Origin of the sequence: Caballeronia sp. LZ024 (genome assembly GCF_031451455.1) — a bacterium.
Classification (GTDB): domain Bacteria; phylum Pseudomonadota; class Gammaproteobacteria; order Burkholderiales; family Burkholderiaceae; genus Caballeronia; species Caballeronia telluris.
In genome coordinates, this window is record NZ_JARUXL010000006.1 from 33,087 (window position 1) to 53,832 (window position 20,746).

Consider the following 20,746-nt stretch of genomic DNA (forward strand, 5'->3'; position numbering starts at 1 on the left):
CCGACCTGGAGCCGCCGACTTTGCCCGCGACGACCTGGGCTTGCCAGCGAATCGGGCCGGCAGCATCAGGGCGTAAGCTCATTGTTGTCGGCGCAACGGTCTGAACGCCGCGCGGAGCTCCTCGGCAAAGAGTTGCGGTTGCTCCCATGCCGCGAAGTGGCCGCCCTTATTCACCTCATGGAAATAGCTGAGGTTGTGATAGCTGCGTTCGGTCCAGCTTCGCGGCGCCCGGTAGATTTCGCCGGGGAAAACCGTCACTGCAACCGGGACGGGGATATCGGCAGTCTTCTGTTCGACGGCGTTGAAGTTGTTATTGTTGTTCTCCCAGTAGAGCCGCGCCGAGGAGGTCGACGTGTTGGTTACCCAGTACAGCGTGATGTCGTCGAGCATCTGATCCCTGGTGAGCGAGCGCTCGGGGTCGCCGCCGCTATAGGTCCAGGCCGCGAATTTGTCGTACATCCACGCGGCCTGGCCCGCAGGAGAATCGGCCAGGCCGTAGCCCTCGGTTTGCGGGCGCGTGACCATCATCGCGGCATAGCCGCCGCCCTTCTTGTAAAGAATAGTGAGTGATTCGTACGCGGCCTTTTCCACATTGGACAGCCCAGCCGGTGCCGGTTCGCCATTGTTGAGCGCCTTCGCGACGTCGGGTGGCACGGTCGCAGGCATATTGACGTGAATGCCCAGCAGTCCCGTCGGAGCCTGACGCCCCATTGCATCGGCCACCACCGAACCCCAATCGCCGCCCTGAGAGACATAGTGGCTATATCCGAGACGCTTCATCAACACATCCCACGCCCGAGCGATGTGATCGGGGCCCCAACCAACGCCAGCGGGTTTGCCGGAGAAGCCATAGCCGGGCATCGAGGGGACCACGACATCAAAGGCGTCCTCCGCACGGCCGCCATAAGCGGTGGGATCGGTGAGTGGACCGATGGCCTTCTCGATCTCCAGCGGCGAGCCTGGCCAGCCGTGCGTGATGATCAGCGGCAGCGCGTTCGGTTGACGGGATTTCACGTGGATGAACTGGATATCGACACCGTCGATCGTGGTCACGAACATCGGCAGGGCGTTCAGCCTGGCCTCTGCCTTACGCCAGTCGTAGTCGGTTCCCCAGTAGTGCACCAGCGCCTGGATCTTTGCTTCCTGCACGCCCTGGGTCTGATCCGCGACGGTCTCCTTGTCGGGCCACCGGGTCGCCGCGATGCGGCGTCGAAGGTCGACAAGTGTTTCGTCCGGCACATGAATTTTGAACGGACGGATCGAGTCGTCTTCAGTCGCAATGCCCGGGATCGCGGAAGGTTGATCCGCGGGCACGATGGCATGGGCGTTAGTCAGACCGGCAGCCAGGAGCAGGCCGAGTACAGCTGCGGCTGAAGCAGCGGACGACCTTTGTCGAGATTGCCTCGTGGTAAATATGGACATGGGATACTCCTTGAAAATCGATGCGCGCCTTCACGGCGCCCACCGTTACGGGCGCGGTTTCCCTATCGGATCGTTACCGCATGTATTCGCGCGACGTGTCTATGCGCCGTGAACGGTTGTTTTGTTAGCGGTGTAACGGAGTGCGGGAGTACTGGTCGAGAGTTCGGAGAACATCGCCGCGCGCGCCGCTTCGAAGGCATCCCATTTCGCGCCGTCATGCAAGGCCGGAATCGTCACGAGTTCATTCCGGTCGAAGCCGCTGAGCGCCGCGTCAACCATGTCGCCTGCGGACATGACAATGGCCGGGTCCAGGTTCTCGAGCGGCAAGCCCCCGGTCTCCCAGAAATCGGTGGCCGTAGCGCCGGGCAGCACCGCCTGCACCTTGACGCCTTTACTGGCAAGCTCGTGATGAAGCGACTGGCTGAACGCCAGCACGAAGGCCTTGGTGCCGCCATACACGCCGTTCAGGCGCTCGGGCGCGATGCCCACGACCGACGAGATGTTGATGATCGCGCCCTTGCCGCGCGAGACAAAACCCGGCACCGCGGCGTACGTGAGGCGGGTAAGTGCGGTGACGTTCAGATCGATCATCCGCGTCATGGCGTCGACATCGCTATCGAGCAATGGCGTATGGGTGCCGACACCCGCGTTGTTCACGAGCAGCGTGATGCTCGCGTCTTCGGTGAGCTTCGCTTCGACCGTGGCGCGTGAAGTCGGATCATTAAGATCGGCGTCGATGATCTCGACGGACCTGCCGGTTTCGTTGGCGATGCGCTCGGCAAGACTCAAGAGCCGGTCGCGACTGCGCGCAACGAGGATCAGGTCGTAGCCCCGTTCTGCGAGCCGCTCGGCATAGACCGCGCCGATGCCCGTGGATGCACCCGTAACTAGCGCGGTGCCTTGATATGTCTGCGTCATGATGGGGACTCCTGTTGGAGGTTGATCGGTTATTGCACGAGACGATTGTCGTCATGATTGACGCCGACGTAAATGACGTATAACGTCATGATTCAGGACATCGCCTTGCAACCGATGTTTAGTCTGACGAACAGCGGATGGCAGATATGCACCGGATCGGATATTTGTTGAGCGATGGCTTCCAGGTGATGGCACTCGCGTCGCAATCGGTTTTCGAGTATGCGAACGTTGCGACCGGCGAAAGCTTCTACAGCATCGAGAATTTTTCGGTGGCTGGTGGCGAGGTGCGCTCCTCGCTGGGCATGTCGGTGCTCACGCGCCCGCTTGCGGCGCGTGCCGCAATAGACACGTGGATCGCTGCGGGTGTCAACGCACCGCTCAACTCGCCGCCGCCACGCGAAATGGTCGCGTTCCTGCGCAAGGCGGCTACGCGCGCACGACGCATCGCAGGCATTTGCACGGGCGCCTTCGTGCTGGCAGAAGCAGGGTTACTCGCGAACCGGCGTGCGACGACGCATTGGGCCCACGCGCGTGAGATGATGGCCCGGTTTCCTGACATCCACGTCGAGGAAGATCGCATCTACATCATCGATGGACCCATCTGGACGTCAGCGGGTATGACCGCGGGGCTCGACCTTGCGCTCGCGATGGTCGAGAAGGATCTCGGCGCCGATATAGCGCGTTCGGTCGCGCGCAAGCTCGTCATGCATCAGCGGCGCGCGGGGGGCCAGTCGCAGCATTCGGAAATGCTCGATCTGGCGCCCAAGTCCGACCGCATTCAGGATGCGCTGAACTATGCGCGCAAGAATTTAAGTCGGCCGCTCACCGTCGAAGAACTCGCGAGTACCGCACATTTGAGCCTGCGGCAGTTCAGCCGGGTGTTTACAGTTGAGACAGGACAATCGCCCGCTAAGGCAATCGAAGGGTTGCGGCTGGAAGCCGCGCGGTTGATGATCGAAAAGAGCCGGCACTCGCTGGAAGTGATCGCGAAAGAGACCGGCTTTCGCGACCGGCGGCATATGCGCGAAGCGTTCATGCGCGGCTTTGGCCTGCCGCCGCAGGAAGTACGACGTGAAGCTCGCGCAGTTGATCGGATCGCAGTCTAGGCCGGTGGAATGCGCGGCCACCTGTGCCGGCAATAGTCTGATTGTGTCGACCTTGGGCTCGACGATGGTTTTACAAGCAACCCCTATTCGTGCGAGGACTCGATGCACATCGCTATCCTGACTTTCGAAGGCTTCAACGAAATCGACTCACTGGTTGCACTCAATATCCTGTATCGGGTGAAGAAGACCGGATGGCGAGTGTCCATTGCGAGTCCCGCGTCCAGAGTGCGTTCGATGAACGGCATCGTACTCGAGGCGCACACCTCGCTGGAGGACGCATGCAGCGCCGATGCGGTGGTGGTCGGCAGCGGAATTGGCACCCGAGAGGTCGTTGCCGATCCTGCACTCATGGCGCGGCTGAGGCTTGACCCGACACGCCAGTTGCTGGGGGCGCAATGCTCGGGCACGCTAATACTCGCGAAGCTCGGGTTGCTGGACGGGGTCCCGGCCTGCACGGACGTGACGACCAAGCCTTGGGTCGAAGAAGCGGGGGTGGCGGTGCTCGACCGGCCATTCGCGGCCCGCGGCAATGTCGCGACGGCAGGCGGATGCCTGTCGTCGCAGTATCTGGCGGCCTGGATCATCGCACGTCTGGCCGGCATCGAGGCGGCACGCAGCGCGATTCACTACGTCGCTCCGGTGGGGGAAAAAGATACCTATGTCACTCGCGCGATGGCAAACGTCTCACCGTTTCTCGAAAAGGAGAAGCTGACTGCGACCGCGGACGTGGACTCGCTGAACCGGTAAGACGACCAAATCGCCACGGGCGCGCCACGCGCGCCGTGCTCCCGATACCGACGACGACTAGGCTTTGGCGCGCTTTCGAACTGTGCGTGCGACCACTGGCTTTTGCAAGAGCGCGCATTGCTGCATCACGTTCTGCAGATGATCCGGACCCGCCGTAATGGCGCCAAGTAGTGCGGCGAGGACGAAGTCGATCAATCTGGGTATCGCGACTTTCGTGTCCGCGCGCGGCGCGCGGTTCGCGAGCAGTAGGGTAGCGAGACCATGCTCCACGCTCCACGCGGCATGGGTCACGAGCTTCAGGTCCGAGCGGGCCCAGCCACTCTCGATGGCCAGCGCCTCGATCGTCTCGGAAAACAACCCGAAAGACCTGTTACTTTCCTCAGCGAGTTCTGGATACGCTTGATGCGCCACGATGCGAGGCCCGATCATCAGACCGAAGAGTCCATTGTGGCGCTGCGCGAACTCAACATATACCCGCATCATCCGGTACGCTTTGCCAAGCGCCGTATCTTCGCTGTCGCGGATGGCAACGCGCAGCGCGGCGAGGTCACGATAACCGCTTGCCGCAATCGTGGCCAGCAGTTCATCGATACCCGAAAAATGGCGAGAGGGCGCAGCCTCTGATACGCCCACCATGCGCGCCAGGTAACGCAGGCTCAAGTCTTGCGCCGATAGCTCCATGAGCGCGCGACGCCCCGCTTCGATGAGCGCGGTACGCAGATTGCCGTGGTGGTAATCCGCATTCTTCGCGATAGATGATTTGGGACTCACGTGACCTTCGTTCGAGGGAAAAAAACAAGGAATCGATTGTAGATTCTGCGCAAAGAGTCGCGCAATGTAGCGGATCACGCGTTAAAGAAGCGTGTGTCGCTACACGCATTCTAACGGCTTATAGAGCGGCGGAGGATCGGGCTACACCGGCATGCGGGGCCGCTCAGGACCTGCAGCGCCCGGAGCAGCCGTTCGGTGCACAGCGGGCACGCTCGCCCAAGTACTTGGCGCGCCCACATCAGTCGACTAATCACGCCGCCCTTCGAACCGATGCATTGTCGGGAGATCGCCTCCCCGCAATGCGCTGCACGCCGAAAAGCAAGACCACAACGCCAAGTGCCTGGACACAGGCGATCATGATGAACCCACTCGCATACGTTCCCGTTGCGTCGCGGACATACCCGATCAGAAGAGGCGTAACGAAGCCGGCGATGTTGGCGACGGAACTGATCAACGGAACACCCACCAATAACGACTTGCCGCTGAGGAGGCCGACCGACATTTGCCAGATAGCGATATGCCCGCTCCCGTTCCCGCGAACCCCAGAACAAGCAGGAAAAACGTCGCGGCAGCACTGCTGTGCCATACGAAAACCAGTCCCGAGAGGCTCGCCGCCGTGAAGACCGACGCGAGCGCACAGAAAAGCCGCCGCCGATGCGCACTGCCTCCAATACTACAGATGAGCACATTGCCCAACGCCCCCAACATGCATGCGCCGGCGACTGCACGGCCGATCTCTCTGTATCCGCGGAACCCCGCTTCATGAAGTATCGTCGGGGAGAAGAAAAACAATGCCGCGGTGGCGGCGAGAAGGCAGAAGTAGGCGGCGCTCAAAATCCAGACGGCGGGATTGAGTAACAGAGGACGTTCGTCTGCGCGGGTATCGTTCATCGTTTCAGCGTTCACGCGGAGATCATCGTCGATGAGCGTACGCTGTCGCGCCGAGAGCCACTTCGCGCTGCGGGGCAGATCCGGAAGTATCATGAACGCGACGCACGCCAGGACGACCGTAGGGATGGCCTGAGCGAAGAACATCCATCGCCAGCCCTGAAAGCCGGCCAGGCCGTTCATGTACTCAAGCACGAATCCTCCCGTCAGACCAATTGTGACCGTCGAGAAAAGCGCCCCTGAGCGGAAGATACTGAAGTTGCGCGTGCGCCTTTCCCCCGGGAACCATGCATTGAAGTACAACACGACGCCCGGATAGAAACCCGCCTCGAACAAACCGAGCAGGAACCTCAGCGCGTAGAACGTCGGCGCGCTATTGACGAACGTCATCGCGACACTCGTCAGTCCCCAGGCGCCGGCGATACCAGCAAGCACAGCGCGTGCACCGAACTTCTTTTGCAGCATCGTGGTAGGGATGCCGAACAGCACATAGCCGACGAAGAAAAGACCTGCGCCCAATCCATAGACGGTTTCGCTGAATCGCAGATCCACGAGCATTGGCAACTTCGCAAAAGCAACGTTCGAACGACTGACCCACGCCAGCATCCATAGGCCAAACAATATTGGCAATATCCTCCATTGCGCCGAAGCGTAGGCCTTCCTAAGAAGGGCGTTGTCATCTGACGATGACGCGTCTACGTAGGCTTGTTTCACCACTTCCATTCGGTCCTCCGACCTGTCGGGTTTGATGCCGGTCATGCGAGGCGTACTGCAATGATCAAAGATCGCCCGTCACTTTCTGCGACGCACGCGCTTCCGCAAGTACGGCAGTCTCGATCTTCTTCGCGGACACCGGCGATCCTCCAACGAGAACCCCTGTGTCGACCGCATTGCGAATTTCCATGTCCGCCAGGCCCACTTCGCGGAATACCTGCTCGTTGTGCTCGCCGCGAAACGCGGGTGCGCTTCGCATTCCGAGCTCGTCATCGGAAAAGTGCCATGGGTAGCCGTGTATCAGATACGAGCCGCCGCGACGATCCGGAATCTCGTGCACCGCACCCCATTGCTTTGCCCAATCGGTCTCGGCCAGTTCCTTCAGGGTACGAATCTGGCCCATCGCGATCTTCGCTTCGTCGAGCTGCGCATCGAGCGTCTTGAGATCGCGGAATGAAAGCATCCACGTCTGGATCATTGCGTGCAGTGCCTTGTAGTTCTGCAGGCGGCGCTCAGCGGTACTGAAGCGCGGATCCTGCGCAAGGTCCATGCGGCGCATGGCGCGCAAGTAGTTCGGGAACGTGTTGCTGCCGACGATGCTTTGAGCCGCGACGAACGCTTCTCCGCCAGGGCCAACGAAATGCGGGCCGTCGGCGGCACCGAGGATGCCCGGCTCGGCGCCCGTGTCGACACCCGCCAGATCGAGGTGAGCGCGTTCGTTGATCGACAGCATCACCGCAGCCATCGCGACGTCGATGTATTGGCCGCGTCCGGTTACTTCACGTTTGCGCACGGCCGCGAGCACGGCAATCGTCGCCTGAAGGCCCGCGTAGACGTCCGCGTGCGACAGCGGATCGGTCCACCTGCGGCCGTCGTCCGCGCCATCGAAATGGCGCAGAGTGGTGTGCGTGAAACCCGTTTCGGCTTGCACAGTTGGCGCATAGGCCATGCGCGACGCCCACGGGCCACGCTGGCCGTAGCCTGTGATTGATACGTAGATCAGTTTTGAATTGCGCCGCGAGAGCGTGTCGAAATCGAGTCCAAAGCCCTTGAGTGTGCCGGCCCGAAAATTCTCGACGATAATGTCCGCCTCGTCGCACAGGCGTAGTACAAGTTCGCGTGCGCGCGGCGCGTTCAGATCGATGCTGACGTTACGCTTGCCACTATTTTGCTGCGCGTAGTAGCCCGACATACCATCGCAATTCGGGAACGCCGCTCGCGACACATCGGGCCGCGGTGGCTCGATTTTGATCACGTCGGCGCCGAGATCGGCTAGCGTCCGCGCGCACAGGGGACCCGCCAGCACGCGGGAAAAATCGACGACCTTCAGTCCTTCGAGTGGTCCGGCCATGTCAGTTCCCTTCGAAAACGGCAGTGCCGGGACCGGCCTTATCGAAGGCCTCCAGTCCACGCTTCAGATCCTGCGACGCCCAGATCGGCTTCTGCAGTTCGAACATCGCCTCGTCGGCAGCAGCGACACCCTCGTCGATCGCGACCTGTACTAGCCGCTTGGTCGCGGCATGCGCGATGGTTGGACCGGCCGCCAGTTCTTGCGCAATCGAGAGCGCCACTTCATCGAGCTTGTCGTCAGGCACAACGAGATTGATCAGGCCCCATCGTTCGAGCGTGGCTGCGTCGTACCGGCGACCGAGCAACGCGAGTTCTTTCGCACGCGCTGGACCGGCTCGCATCACCTGACGCTGGATGCCGCCGAGCAGCGGATGCAAACCGAGCGCGACCTCGACCGAGCCGATCTTTGCCGATTCGGCGACTACGCTGAAGTCACAGGCGAGCGCCACTTCGAAGCCGCCGCCGAGGCATGTGCCGTTCACCGCGACGACGATCGGGATCGGTAGTGTCTCGAAGCCACGAAGCACCTCGAGCGGATCCATCAACGCCTTTCCTTCCTTGTCAATGCGATCCGGAAAAAGCGCTACTTCGGCCCCTGCTGAAAAGTGCCGAAGACCGCTGCGCAACAGGATCGCACGCGAGCCGCGTCTCACTGCCTCGTCGAATTCGTCGAGCAGCGCGCGATACAGTGTCGGACCCATCAGGTTATGCGGGCGACGGTTCATCGTAAGTACCGTCACGTGGCCTATGAGTTCTTTCAGAACAATTGCTTCGTCCATGCTTGCTCCATTTCGTCAGGTTCAAACAATCGATAATTTCCAAATTAACATTGATAACATATAGTTAAATAATGGGCTGGCGTCAGTGCTTTTCTTCGCTGAAAAAAGTAACAGCCGAAGAGGTTCGCTTCTATGTCGGAGCAAAAACGGCCAGGGTGAATAGCGCCCTCAACACTGCGGGCGCTCACCTGGGCGCATCTCAGTCATCGACACCTGCGACGACGCGCGCGTCCCTTTCGGCACCGTCTCCCAGTACAGCCAACGCCTGCTGATAGGTCTCGCTCCGATAGGCGGCAAGGGCCTGCTCGAAACTCGGGAATTCGACGACAACAGTCCGCTCCTTCAGGCCCGCTTCAAACGCAACGACCTCGCCGCCTCGCACCAGGAACCTTCCGCCCGCCGCTCTTACCACGGCTGTCGCAAGGGCGCCGTAGGCCGCAAGCTTGCTTGCGTCATGAATCGCTCGATACGCCGCCACCCAATATCCCTTTGCCATTTCGCCTTCCTCCGCTGAAAAGTGCATAACCATAGTAACAGCGTTAACATGAATATCCATGAGGGTTATTCCTGATCCCAAAAGTGTGGACAGGGCTGGTGTTAACGATGCTAACATGCAGTCATTCGATCACTCGATACCAACGTATTCGCGGGAACTTCATGCCCTACACGACTATCAATCCTGCTACCGGCGAACTGCTCGCCACCTACGACGACATATCCGACCCGTTGCTTGAAACAAAGCTCGCTGCCGCGCATCGCGCTTTCGAAACCGACTGGCGCCGTCGTCCGGTCAGCGATCGCGCACGCATCGTGTCGCGCGCCGCGGCGCTGTTGCGGGAAAAATCTGTCGAATACGCGGGCTATCTGACGCTGGAAATGGGCAAACGCTACGGCGAGGCGCTCAGGGAAGTCGAATCGGCGGCCAGCATCCTCGAGTACTACGCAAAGCACGCGCAAACCTATCTCCAGCCACGCCCGCTGGCGGAAGCGCCCGGCGCGGCGGTGCATATCGAGCCGATTGGCGTGCTGCTCGGCATCGAGCCATGGAATTTGCCGTACTACCAGATTGCGCGGGTGGCCGGCCCGCAACTGATGGTGGGCAACGTCCTATTGCTCAAGCATGCCGAAAACGTGCCGCAATCGGCATTGGCTTTCGCGCGGCTGTTCGAGGAAGCGGGTGCGCCGGAAGGGGTATATACGAACCTGTTCATTTCGATCGAGCAGGCGGGGCGCGTCATCGACGACGCACGCGTCCAGGGTGTGACGCTGACGGGTAGCGAGCGCGCCGGCGCTGCCGTCGCCGAGCGTGCCGGCCGCAATCTGAAGAAGGTCGTGCTCGAGCTGGGCGGCAGCGACCCGTTGATCGTACTCGAGGATGTGCCGCTGGACTGGGCGATCCAAAGTGCGGTCGCGGGCCGTATGTTCAATGCAGGTCAACTCTGCGTTAGTTCGAAGCGCATCATCGTGGTCGGCAAGGCGCGCGGCGACGCGTTCCTCGAAGGCTTCGCGCGGAAAATGGCAGCGCTCGAGACCGGCGATCCGGCCGATCCGGCGACCGCCGTCGCGCCAGTCTCGTCCGAGCGCGCTTTGAATCTGCTGCTCGAGCAAATCGACCGTGCGACTTCACACGGCGCGCGCATCGTGTGTGGCGGCAGGCGCGTGGACCGCCCGGGATTCTACTTGCAACCGACTGTTCTTACTGAGATCACGCCGCACAATCCGGTCTTCGCCGAAGAACTGTTCGGCCCGGTTGCGGCCTTCCACGTCGTCGAGGACGAAGCCGCCGCGATATCGCTCGCAAATGGCACGCCGTACGGTCTCGGTGCGTCGGTATTCACCGCGGATACCGAACGCGGCGAGCGGGTCGCCGCGCAGATCGAAAGCGGCATGGTGTTCGTCAATCAGCCGTTCGGCACGTCGGCGGAACTGCCGTTCGGGGGCGTCAAGCGTTCAGGTTTTGGTCGAGAGCTTTCGCAACTGGGCTTCGACGAGTTCGTCAACAAGAAGCTGATCAGGGTCGCCGATGTCGGGGCTGCGCCGTTCGGCCCCGCGCGCGCGTCTTGAACGGATTCAGTACTGCCGCCTATGCGCGCGACTGTTGCGCTTCATTCCTATTTCCTTGGAACGAACACCATGACAAGCAAGACGATTATCAGTTGTGCACTCACTGGTAGCGAGGATACCCCGAGGCAGAGCCCTGCAGTGCCCGTTACGCCCGAGCAAATCGCCAACGAGGCGATTGCAGCATGTGAGGCCGGTGCAAGCATCGCGCACATTCATGTTCGTGACCCGAGGACCGGCGTTCCGAGCACGGAGTTGTCGCTCTACAGAGAAGTCGTTTCGCGTATCCGCGATAGCGGGTGCCCGATTTTGATCAATCTGACGACGGGCCCGGGTGCGCGTTTCGTCCCCAGCGACGAAGACCCGAACCGGGGAAGTGAACTGAGTACGATGATGACGCCTGAGGCCCGCGTCCGGCACGTGCTCGAACTGCGTCCGGAAATCTGCAGCTTGGATGTGGCGACCATGAACTTCGGCAGCCGGGCATTCGTCAACGTGCCTGACCATCTCATCAAGATGGCAACGTTGATCGAGGAAGCCGGCGTGAAGCCGGAAATCGAGGTATTCGATCTCGGGCACGTGCGTCTGGCGCGCCACCTGATCGAAACGCGGGGAATTCTGCAGGCACCGCTGTTTCAGTTATGTCTGGGTGTGCCCTGGGGAGCGTCCGCCGATACGGAGAGCCTTCTTCAAATGAAGCGGTACCTGCCCGGGAACGCACGTTGGTCGGCGTTCGGCATCTCTCGCGCCCAGTTTCCGATCGTGGCGCAAAGCGTGATTCTCGGCGGCCATGTCCGCGTGGGCCTCGAGGACAATCTTTACCTTGGCAAAGGGGAACTGGCGCCAGGCAATGCGGCGCTGGTCACACGTGCGGTCAGTATCATCAAAAGCATCGGCGCAGATGTGGCGACGCCCGATGAGGCTCGCAGCATACTCGGACTTCCCCCTCGCCAATAGCAAGGGGGCGAGCGCACCATAGAAACCGATCATCGGTTGCAACTAGCATGGCTTTTTAACCGGCAGCCTGACACCGGGCTACCGACACCCGCCGCCTGACTCGAAGCGCGGCATCTATTGAGCATGGAGACGAAAAATGCCACTATGGAATATCTATCATCCGGTGGGCGCCTACACGGCAGAGGAGAAGCAGGAGATGGCCCGGCGGATCGTGGGCATTTACATCATTCCTCGCTGCTACGTAGGCGTCCTGTTTCATGAACAGCCCAAAGACTCCTTCTTCATGGGCGGTGAGTCGCGAGGCGATTTTGTCAGAATCAGATTGGACCAATTCGCCAGGCATATTTCCAAGGATGCCGAATGGACGAAGTCGTGGCTTCACAAGGCGAACGCCGCGATTGCGCCATTTGTCCAGGATCGGGGCTACCATTACGAATTGCACGTAGGCGAAACGCCGCGAGAACTGTGGTTGATCGACGGCATTCGACCACCTCGGCCTGATACGGAAGCTGAAAAGAAATGGAAGATTGAAAACCGGGCGTCGCCCTATGAGCCGGGTGAAGGTTGAGGTGCTGCCCGGCAGGCTTCGCCTTCCATCGCTTGGGTGCTGCGGGCCCGGGGCCGAGCTCCGCAGCTAGCTCCCGGCGGTGGCGGAAATGCCTGCACCACCAATCGTTGCCGTGAATGAGCGAGCCATGCTCCGAACCATAGCGGGAGTCAGCGGCGGACATCCGGCGATCATGCCTTTAGACAATGACTTTCCGTTGCGCTTGCGTATAGACTTTATGCGATCACAGGCAGGGGGGATTTACGCACGGGTACGCAGGCTTGCCGTCGCGTCCGCGGGGCGTGACTAGCATCGTAGTTCAAGCGCAGGAGAAAGCACATGAAGGCCTTGATCATCGAACGTAATGGCGAGCCGTCGGAGGTAGTGCACTGGCGCGATTTGCCCGCGCCCACGCCCGGACCAGCTGAAGTCCGCGTGGCGATGCTGCTGGTGCCGGTGCACCCGTCCGACTTGCACGTCATCCGCGGACGGTTCGCACGTCAACGTCAGCCCGAACTGCCTGCCTCGCCCGGGTCGGAGGGCGTCGGAATCATCGACGCCGTGGGCAGCGACGTGCCGCGCACGCGGATCGGTGAGCGCGTCGTGTTGTTGAACGTGCCGGGAACCTGGAGAGAGCAGGTGATCAGTCCGGCTGAACGGGCGATTCCTGTACCGGCGGCGATCTCGGACGAGGACGCCGCACAGGCGCTCATCAACCCGATGACGGCATGGGCTATGACGATTTGCGAGCATAAGCTCGGACGCGGTGACTGGCTCGTGCAGAGCGCGGCCGGGTCGGCGGTCGGTCGCCTCGTGCTGCAGATCGCCAGAACGCAGGGGTTTCGCACCATCAACCTCGTACGCCGTGAAGAGCAGGTCGCTGAGATTCAGGCGCTTGGGGGTGACGTCGTACTATGCACCGCGCACGAAGGCTGGCCGGACCAGCTGAGGCAGGCTATTGGCGGCGATGGCATCACGAGCGCGATTGACTGCGTCGCCGGCCGCACGGGCGCCACGCTTGCGCGACAGCTCGCCCCGAACGGACGCTTGCTCGTCTATGGAGCGTTGTCGTCGCATCGTCAGAACGATGCGGCGGCTTTCGAGATGCCGATTTTTGCCCCAGCGCTCATTTACTCCAGTGCGGAAGTGCGCGGCTGGCTCATCTTCTCGTGGCTCGCGCGCGAGGGGGTGGGTGGGGGCAGCTGGACGCTGCGCAGCCTGCTCGATCGAATGGCCGAGGGTACTTTGAAGCCGCCGGCAGCGCGCTGCTATCGCGTCGATTGCGTACTCGAAGCCTTCGCGGCTGCGGAGAGCGCAGCACACGACGCCAAGCCGCTGCTCGCGTTCACGGAGCGCTGACCTTCACCTCTCTGACCGGCTGCTAATACGCGCGCAACGAAGGTCCTGAGCATCCAATCATTACGCCGATATCGATCAGCCGGACGGCGATCGCAAGACCTTGCGCGACGTCACGCTCGGCAACATCGCCAACATGAGCGTGGCGGTCTGGTAGAAGTGGTACGCGGCCGAAGGCGCTGGCGCGAGGTCCCAGGGGCTGCTGCCGTTTCGCGTGTGGCAACTCTTCGACGATATGGTGTCGCAATTGGAATACGTTTTTACACACATTGCGGATCACCAGGCCAACCGCATCGACGAACTGTTGCCCTGGAACGTCGCGACGCACCTGCTCCCATCTGCACCTTCATCGGGTTGTGAATAAGCTGCGGGAGGACCGCTCGCGCCATCGAGGTGCGTTCGGCGCGTCATGCAATCGATAAGTGCATGCGGATTGTTTAACCAATCCGACGCTCCGACCTCGGAGTTATCCATCGTTTCACGAGCTCCGGACTGCGTTTGGCTTTCCGTATCACCTGCGGTACTCTGAAGCGAGGTTAACTTACGATAGTAGATTGAGTCAGATCTCCACTTGCGCGCCCAGTTCAATCACTCGATTGGGCGGGATTTTGAAGTAGTCTGCGGCATCTCGCGCATTGCGGGACATTGCGGCGTACAACGCTTCGCGCCATAGTGCCATGCCAGCTTTGGGGGTTGCAAGCACTGTTTGGCGAGCGATGAAGAAGGAGGTCTGCATCGGGTCGATCTTCAGTCCAACAAAATCGCATCTCTCCAGCGCGCGTGGTATGTCGCGCTCGTCCGAGAACCCGTAGTGCACATTGAGCTGATAGCAGTTGTGGCCAAGTTGCGTGACCTTGACGCGCTGCTCATCAGGAACCCTAGGAATATCGGTCCCGTACACAGTTAAAAAAATCGTTCGTTCATGCAGGACCTTGTTATGCAGTAGGTTATGCAATAGCGCGTGCGGCACCCCGTCGCCTTCCGCACGGAAAAAGATCGCAGTGCCTGCGACGCGCAACGGCGGGTCGATGAACAATGACTGGAGAAAGTCCTTGATGGGAATTAATTGCCGCTGGAGGCTTTGAAATACTAGCTCCCGCCCCGTTCTCCACGTCATCATGACGGTAACCATGAATGCGCTGATACTCAAGGTGAACCAACCGCCGCTGACGATTTTTAAACTCGTCGAAGAAAACAGCGCCACGTCAATCGTCAAAAAGGCGCCTGTCGCTGCCACGGAAAGTAGCACCGGATATTTCCAACCGAAACGAACCACAAAGAAGGTCAGCAACGTCGTTGTCAGCATGGTGGCGGTCGCTGCAATCCCATAAGCGGAAGCCAGATTCGACGAGGAGCCGAAGCCGATTACTGCCAATACGACAGCTGCGAGTTGCAACCAATTTATCAGCGGGATGTAGATTTGCCCCTTTTCGATTTCGGATGTTTGACGAATCCGCATGCGAGGCAGAAAGCCCAGCGAAATCGCCTGCTGCGTAACCGAGAAAGCACCCGAGATTGTCGCCTGTGATGCGATGACAGTCGCCATGGTCGAGAGCACGACTAGTGGGTAGACGCTCCAAGAACCCAATTGCTGAAAAAACGGATTGGAAACTGCCGCGGGATTGGATAACAGCAAGGCGCCCTGTCCAAGATAATTCAGGGCTAGCGCGGGGAAGACAATAGAGAACCATGCCAGCCGGACTGACCTTTTCCCGAAGTGACCCATGTCTGCATAAAGCGCCTCTGCACCGGTGAGCGCTAGGACTACCGCACCGAGCGCCACGAAAGCCAACCAGCCGTTGCGAATTAGAAAGTCCACGGCATGGAGTGGGTTAAAAGCGGCTAAGACGATGGGGTTTCGAGAAATATTGATGATGCCCAATACGGCAAGTGTGATGAACCAGACTAGGACAATCGGGCCGAAACATTTGCCGATGCCTCCTGTACCCCGGCGCTGCGCCACATATAGGGCGACCAGCACCGCCAAGGTCAGGGGGATAACATACGGCCGGAGGGCAGGCGTCGCCTCTTCCAAGCCCTCGATTGCGGATAGGACCGAGATGGCGGGCGTAATGACGCCATCACCGAAAAACAGGCCGGCGCCGACCATCCCTAGCAGCATCACCGGATAGTACCAGCGCGAGCGCTTCGTGACGGAGGAGAGTGCGAGCGCCGTCATCGCCATGATGCCGCCTTCGCCGCGGTTGTCCGCCCGTAAGACTAGGGTCACATACTTGAGAGAAATGACAATTAGCAACCCCCATAGGATCAGCGAGACGACCCCCAACACGTTTTCGTAGTCCGGCGCGATGGCGTGATGCTTGGCGAATACCTCTTTCATCGTATATAGCGGGCTGGTTCCAATGTCCCCATAGACAATGCCGATAGCGCCTAGCGTTAGCGCCGCTGCACTACTTTTGGCCGAATCTTTGGTCAAGACGGCACCTCTTAAATCGTGTTACGCCAGAAAAATGATCGCGCGATGCGCGAAAGGAACATGGTGTCAATAGTGGCCGGTCACGTTCTGGAAAACTTCAGAATCCAGAAACCGAACAACGACAATACGATATATCTTTCCGGCATGGTCTGCTATCCGCCCAGATGGGCAGCCAAGATGTGCCTGATGCGTGAAAGTATCCGAGCCCGCCCGCGCTACACGTCCTCGCTCTAGGGAGGGCTCCGAAAGCTGCTCGACCACTTTCTTTCAGCGAAACGTCGGTTGCTTATCGTAACGGCGAAGCTGAAGTTGGCGTCCGGAAGAGTCGCTTATCGGGAGGGCCTTCATTGCCCTTAACGACCGCTGCAGCCAAATTGCGACATTGAACTACTATCGGCGATGGCGCAACCGCCCTGATTGGGAGGGGGTTTATAAAGGTGGCTATCAAAATCCGAGTCGTGATAATCATGTCATGTCGCCGCTGTCGGTTTCGTCAGACGCTTACGCCCATTGCGGTCAACGCCGGATTTTGCGCCTAAGACAGTCGTGGTTCGTCAAGAAGTCAGCCGCGAAAAAATGGACATCGTGTCCGACGCCGGGACGTGAACTCGGGGCAAAAAAAGTGTCCAGTGCCAACCGGGGCGGGCGAGTTGCCGAACGAGAAATCTAGGCACGTCTCGTTGGCAGGCAACGCCGGTCATTCGCGTTCGCCCAACCAGTCGAGGCCCTCGACGCGATTAAATCAGCAACGGGGTCCTCCGCTCTAGGTCGGGACACGTTTGGACATCAATCTCACCCCGGCGCCAAACACGGTCCACCCCAATATCGTCGAGACATTCATAAAGGGCATGAGGCTAACGATTCCCCAAAAGCCCACTGTTTTTACGGTCGGCGACGGTCCCGAGCGATGCACTGGGATGTTCATAGGATGAAGCCCTGCGATGTTCGTGCGAACCCAACTGCCCGAAAAATACCGGTTTGCTATGGCTGCAAATGCCGTCCAGACTAGGCAAAGTGCAGTTGAGAAGATGTAGAGCGATGTTAGGATATGCATCAATTTATTCTTTGGGTTGACCGTGTTGCCCTGTCACCTAGAGCGCGGTCACTGAAATAGAGCAAGAGGCCTCAGTCGGCGCCTTGTTGACGAGCGCCTGTGCAGATCTTCGTTTGAGCATCCGCGAGTGGGAGCAGGAATTACCGCCTATCAGGAAATGCAATCACGGGAGCAAGACTATACACCCGCGCCGGACATCAACGCGGTCTCTCAAAGCGGAAGACATCTGCACTCATTGAACAACGCATCGACGGCCGCCGATGAGATGCGGGTCGAACCATCGCACACGAATACGTGGACGCGCACAATAAATCTCGGTGACCCCCGCGCGAAAGTGACAAAATTGCGGGGCCGACGCATCGAAGTCGGTCATACAAGCATCGTGAATGTTTTCGATCAGGAGGCCTTGCCAGTACGCTATAGGCATTATTCTATAGGATGTGGAAATGCATTGATAACGATAATCACCAGCGCAACGGCACACCTCCATTACTTGAAAATGCGGTGCGCCGGCCGTGTTAAAGAATATTTAAGACGCAGGGGAAAAGGCACCTGTCCCGCTGACGACGCGCTTCAACCACGCCAGGCTAGTAAGGGCCCAATGTAGCGGCACAAGCGCGCGTTCGTGTTCCTTCATCCGTCGGCTCAAGTTCGATCTCGACTTCGGTCGCTTGTTTGAAGTAGTCTTTAGGTTCGTCGACGATACGTCAGACGCGGACGGCCTTTCGGATAACTTCTGTGGTGAACAAAATATCACGACGAATCGCTGTCTTTACCTTTGGTGCATGCGCCTTTGCTAGCGCGGCGCCGGTTTCTTTGGGCGCCGCGCAAGGCGGCTGTGGCATCCTCATCGGACGCGGCATGCACCTACCGGTCGATCAGGGCGGGACCTTCCGTAGGGGCTCCTTCAAGCTCGATGATGGTGAATCGGTCTCCCTCTTCCGAACGAATGGACGGCGCACGGTCGGTCGCCTTGAGATAGGTCGCTATCGAAACGGTTATGAGGCGTTTTGGAGGCCGATGGGCAGCACGAAGAGATATCTCCTAATCTTCAATGGGCGAACGCAAGCCTCGTTATTTCCTGGGAACGGAGTGCATTGGACAATCCCTGAACCATTGGGAACCATTGTGGGCCCTTTAAGTAGTCGGTCTTGCAGAATCGCGCGAAGCCAAGCGCAGCGTGCGGATAGGTGCAGATAAGCAGTTGCGAAACTCCCAGTTTCAATATGAAATGGGCCTATCTTCTGGGAGTGAGAAGCGCCGATGAGCACACCGGATTTCTCCCGCAGCCGCCTGGACGCGATGATCGATTTGCGGCATCCGCTGGCGGTACTGGCCAACCGGATGCCGTGGAGGTCGATAGAAGCGACCTTGACACCGATCTTCGAGCGACGTGCTCGCGAAGGCCGAACGAGCGAGGAGACTGATCTTTTTGGCACGGCGCCCAAGCTGGCGGGTGCGGGCCTTAGCGCTGCCGGACGTCCGCGCCTGTCGATCCGGCTGATGGTCGGGCTGCTCTATCTGAAGCACGCCTACAACGAAAGTGACGAATCGGTTTGTGAGCGCTGGGCACAAGACGTGTATTTCCAGTTTTTCTGCGGCGAGGAGTATTTTCAACCCCACATGCCGTGCGATCCGACCAACCTCGTGCGCTTTCGGCAGGCGCTGGGCGAAGCTGGTGTCGAGGAGTTGCTCGCGACGACAATTGCAGCGGCCGTGGAAATGAAAGCAGTGAGGCCGGCCGAGTTCGAGCGCGTGATTGTCGATACGACGGTCCAACAAAAAGCGATTGCCTATCCGACTGACAGCCGTTTGCTGGAGATTGCACGAGGCAAACTCGCAAGGCTCGCGCAACGTGCCGGACTGGCACTGAAGCAAACATACGAGCGAGAGGGGAAACAATTGCGTCGCCGCGCCGGTGGCTATGCGCATGCGAAGCAGTTCAAGCGACTGCGCCGGGTGCTCAAGCGTCAGCGCACGATCCTCGGACGATTGCTGCGCGACATCGAGAGAAAGTTACCGAACGCATCCACTGAGCAACAGGCATCCTTAAGCATCTGGCTTGAGCGCGCCTGGCGTATCTGCCGCCAGCGAGCGAAAGATAAGCACAAGCTCTATGCGCTTCATGCGCCAGAAGTGGAGTGCATCTCAAAAGGCAAGGCTCGCCAGCCGTATGAGTTTGGCGTCAAGGTGAGCCTCGCAATCACGGAGAAGCAAGGCCTGATTGTCGGTGCACGCTCGTTTGTGGGCAACCCCTATGACGGGCATACTCTGTCCGGACAACTTGAACAAACGTCCATCCTGCTTCAGGATCTGCCGGGCGTGTCAAAGCCGAAGACCGTTCTGGCGGACCTCGGGTATCGCGGTGTGGATGCCGATCTCGCGCCAGTACAGTTGATTCACCGAGGTAAACACAAGTCGCTAAGCAGTACACAACGACGATGGCTGAAACGCCGGCAAGCGATAGAACCGATCATCGGGCATGTGAAGCAGGACCACGGCATGCAGCGTTGCTGGCTCAAAGGGCAAACCGGCGACGCCTTACATGCGGTGCTATGCGCGGTGGGCTATAACCTTCGCTGGTTGCTGCGCGCTATTGTTCGCCTGGGGCTTGCGCCCGTGTTTTTTGTTCTCGAGTGGCTGCGCAGCCTCCACAACGCCTCGCGAGGAACCTTGCTCCCACCTCCTACAACTGCCTGAGTTCGAAAAGTACAAGGCCACCTGATGAACGCCCCGAGGCGTCCACGAACAAAACCCAATTTTGCAGGTCCGACTAAGTATTTCGTCATGCGTTCCTGTTAAATGAAGTCATCGCGAAAAACACATAGAAAAGACCCGACCAGCAAACTTTCGCGAAGGAGCAACGGCGCCTGATATCGTTCGTATGCTTGAGTGAATCTCAAAGAAAATAGGAAGACGCCAATGAACATGGCTGCTGATGCGCGTATCGCACGATCGCGATCAAGAAACCAACATGTACGAACGCCACGCTGAACGGGATGACATTGCGCTGCGGTGCGCTATCTCCATCGCTACTCGGTGCTTGGATGTGCCGCGCGATCAATGCTACGAAAACAGTGGTGTTGACGAGCACGGCGAGCGCCGCCTTCCAGCCGAACGTGCTGGCCAAAAAGCCGCGTCCCATCTCCAGGTCGACGCGCCCATCAGGACCGGTGGAGCAGCATAGGCGGTCAGCGTATCACCGATCGAGACGTTAACGTCGAACAAAACAGTTGAGGCACCATATTTCCATTTTTCCTCGGCTGGCGTCGTGAAGCAATGATCACGCAGTAGCAGCGCCGCCAAGGTCATCGCGGCGGCCTCGGTTATGAGTGAACCGAGAAGTGGGGACTGCGCTGCGAGAGCCAGACCGATGCCACGTCGCTGTGAACCGGCAAAACGACTGAGACTCGGTGCACGATCTGTGTCACTAGCTCAAGAATCGGACGGCTGGCAGCGACGACCATTATCACGGCATCCGGCGTTTTGTGTTAAGCAATAGCCAGCAAAAGAAGGGCGGTTTCAAGTGTGAAGCGCAACACCGGGGTTAATGTTTAGAGCTTTGAGGTTGACTTGCTGATGCGAGGGTCGCGGCGAAGACCTCGAATGGCGAATGGAAGTTGTGAGTTGCACGAGGTC

The 20,746-nt window shown here is 59.5% G+C and carries 15 protein-coding genes and 2 pseudogenes; 8 read left to right on the forward strand and 9 right to left on the reverse strand.

The genetic code is table 11. The annotated features are described in order from the left end of the window. Window positions 1–78: 78 nt before the first annotated feature. Both QCE48_RS30085 and QCE48_RS30090 read right to left on the reverse strand, forming a co-directional pair. Window positions 79–1,422 (reverse strand): epoxide hydrolase, encoded by a 1,344-nt coding sequence (locus QCE48_RS30085; RefSeq protein WP_309788917.1) that lies wholly within the window; start codon window positions 1,420–1,422, stop codon window positions 79–81. Window positions 1,423–1,521: 99 nt separating this feature from the next. Further along, window positions 1,522–2,340, reverse strand: coding sequence for an SDR family oxidoreductase (locus tag QCE48_RS30090; RefSeq protein ID WP_309788918.1), 819 nt, complete (start codon window positions 2,338–2,340; stop codon window positions 1,522–1,524). 146 nt (window positions 2,341–2,486) lie between these two features. On the opposite strand from QCE48_RS30090, the gene QCE48_RS30095 reads away from it, so the two are divergent. Beyond that, window positions 2,487–3,446 carry a GlxA family transcriptional regulator gene (locus QCE48_RS30095; protein ID WP_309788981.1) on the forward strand — a complete coding sequence of 320 codons (960 nt, stop codon included), beginning with the start codon at window positions 2,487–2,489 and terminating at the stop codon, window positions 3,444–3,446. Between the two features lie 102 nt (window positions 3,447–3,548). Next, on the forward strand, window positions 3,549–4,193 hold the full coding sequence (locus QCE48_RS30100) for a DJ-1/PfpI family protein (protein ID WP_309788919.1): 645 nt from the start codon (window positions 3,549–3,551) through the stop codon (window positions 4,191–4,193). 57 nt (window positions 4,194–4,250) lie between these two features. On the opposite strand, the gene QCE48_RS30105 is transcribed toward QCE48_RS30100, so the two are convergent. The 5 genes from QCE48_RS30105 to QCE48_RS30125 form a co-directional block, all read right to left on the reverse strand. Further along, complete coding sequence (locus QCE48_RS30105; protein WP_309788920.1) at window positions 4,251–4,964, reverse strand: TetR/AcrR family transcriptional regulator; 714 nt, start codon at window positions 4,962–4,964, stop codon at window positions 4,251–4,253. A 450-nt stretch (window positions 4,965–5,414) separates the two neighbouring features. Next, window positions 5,415–6,575, reverse strand: a complete 1,161-nt coding sequence (locus QCE48_RS30110) for an MFS transporter (protein ID WP_309788921.1) — start codon at window positions 6,573–6,575, stop codon at window positions 5,415–5,417. Between the two features lie 55 nt (window positions 6,576–6,630). Continuing rightward, on the reverse strand, window positions 6,631–7,917 hold the full coding sequence (locus QCE48_RS30115; RefSeq protein WP_309788922.1) for a CoA transferase: 1,287 nt from the start codon (window positions 7,915–7,917) through the stop codon (window positions 6,631–6,633). Window position 7,918: 1 nt separating this feature from the next. Continuing rightward, complete coding sequence (locus QCE48_RS30120) at window positions 7,919–8,695, reverse strand: enoyl-CoA hydratase/isomerase family protein (RefSeq protein ID WP_309788923.1); 777 nt, start codon at window positions 8,693–8,695, stop codon at window positions 7,919–7,921. 199 nt (window positions 8,696–8,894) lie between these two features. Beyond that, window positions 8,895–9,191, reverse strand: coding sequence for a DUF1330 domain-containing protein (locus QCE48_RS30125; RefSeq protein ID WP_309788983.1), 297 nt, complete (start codon window positions 9,189–9,191; stop codon window positions 8,895–8,897). Window positions 9,192–9,352: 161 nt separating this feature from the next. Between QCE48_RS30125 and QCE48_RS30130 the strand changes: the two genes are divergently transcribed. The 5 genes and pseudogenes from QCE48_RS30130 to QCE48_RS30150 all read left to right on the forward strand — a co-directional run. Further along, a complete protein-coding gene (locus tag QCE48_RS30130) occupies window positions 9,353–10,759 on the forward strand; it encodes an NAD-dependent succinate-semialdehyde dehydrogenase (RefSeq protein WP_309788984.1) in 1,407 nt (468 codons plus the stop codon). Between the two features lie 69 nt (window positions 10,760–10,828). After that, window positions 10,829–11,713 (forward strand): 3-keto-5-aminohexanoate cleavage protein, encoded by an 885-nt coding sequence (locus QCE48_RS30135; protein WP_309788924.1) that lies wholly within the window; start codon window positions 10,829–10,831, stop codon window positions 11,711–11,713. A gap of 136 nt (window positions 11,714–11,849) precedes the next feature. Further along, entirely contained in the window at window positions 11,850–12,281 is a 432-nt protein-coding gene (locus tag QCE48_RS30140) for a tautomerase family protein (protein WP_309788925.1), read from the forward strand. A gap of 318 nt (window positions 12,282–12,599) precedes the next feature. Then, on the forward strand, window positions 12,600–13,619 hold the full coding sequence (locus QCE48_RS30145) for a zinc-dependent alcohol dehydrogenase family protein (RefSeq protein WP_309788926.1): 1,020 nt from the start codon (window positions 12,600–12,602) through the stop codon (window positions 13,617–13,619). 244 nt (window positions 13,620–13,863) lie between these two features. Beyond that, window positions 13,864–13,980, forward strand: a pseudogene (locus tag QCE48_RS30150) (transposase domain-containing protein); the annotation flags it as partial. Window positions 13,981–14,175: 195 nt separating this feature from the next. On the opposite strand, the gene QCE48_RS30155 reads toward QCE48_RS30150, so the two are convergent. After that, window positions 14,176–16,053 (reverse strand): potassium transporter Kup, encoded by a 1,878-nt coding sequence (locus QCE48_RS30155; RefSeq protein WP_309788927.1) that lies wholly within the window; start codon window positions 16,051–16,053, stop codon window positions 14,176–14,178. 2,317 nt (window positions 16,054–18,370) lie between these two features. Between QCE48_RS30155 and QCE48_RS30160 the strand changes: the two genes are divergently transcribed. After that, window positions 18,371–19,807, forward strand: a complete 1,437-nt coding sequence (locus QCE48_RS30160) for an IS5 family transposase (RefSeq protein ID WP_309788928.1) — start codon at window positions 18,371–18,373, stop codon at window positions 19,805–19,807. Window positions 19,808–19,905: 98 nt separating this feature from the next. Here the strand turns inward: QCE48_RS30160 and QCE48_RS31995 are convergent. Beyond that, a pseudogene (locus tag QCE48_RS31995) lies at window positions 19,906–20,574 on the reverse strand (putative Na+/H+ antiporter). Between the last annotated feature and the right edge of the window lie 172 nt (window positions 20,575–20,746).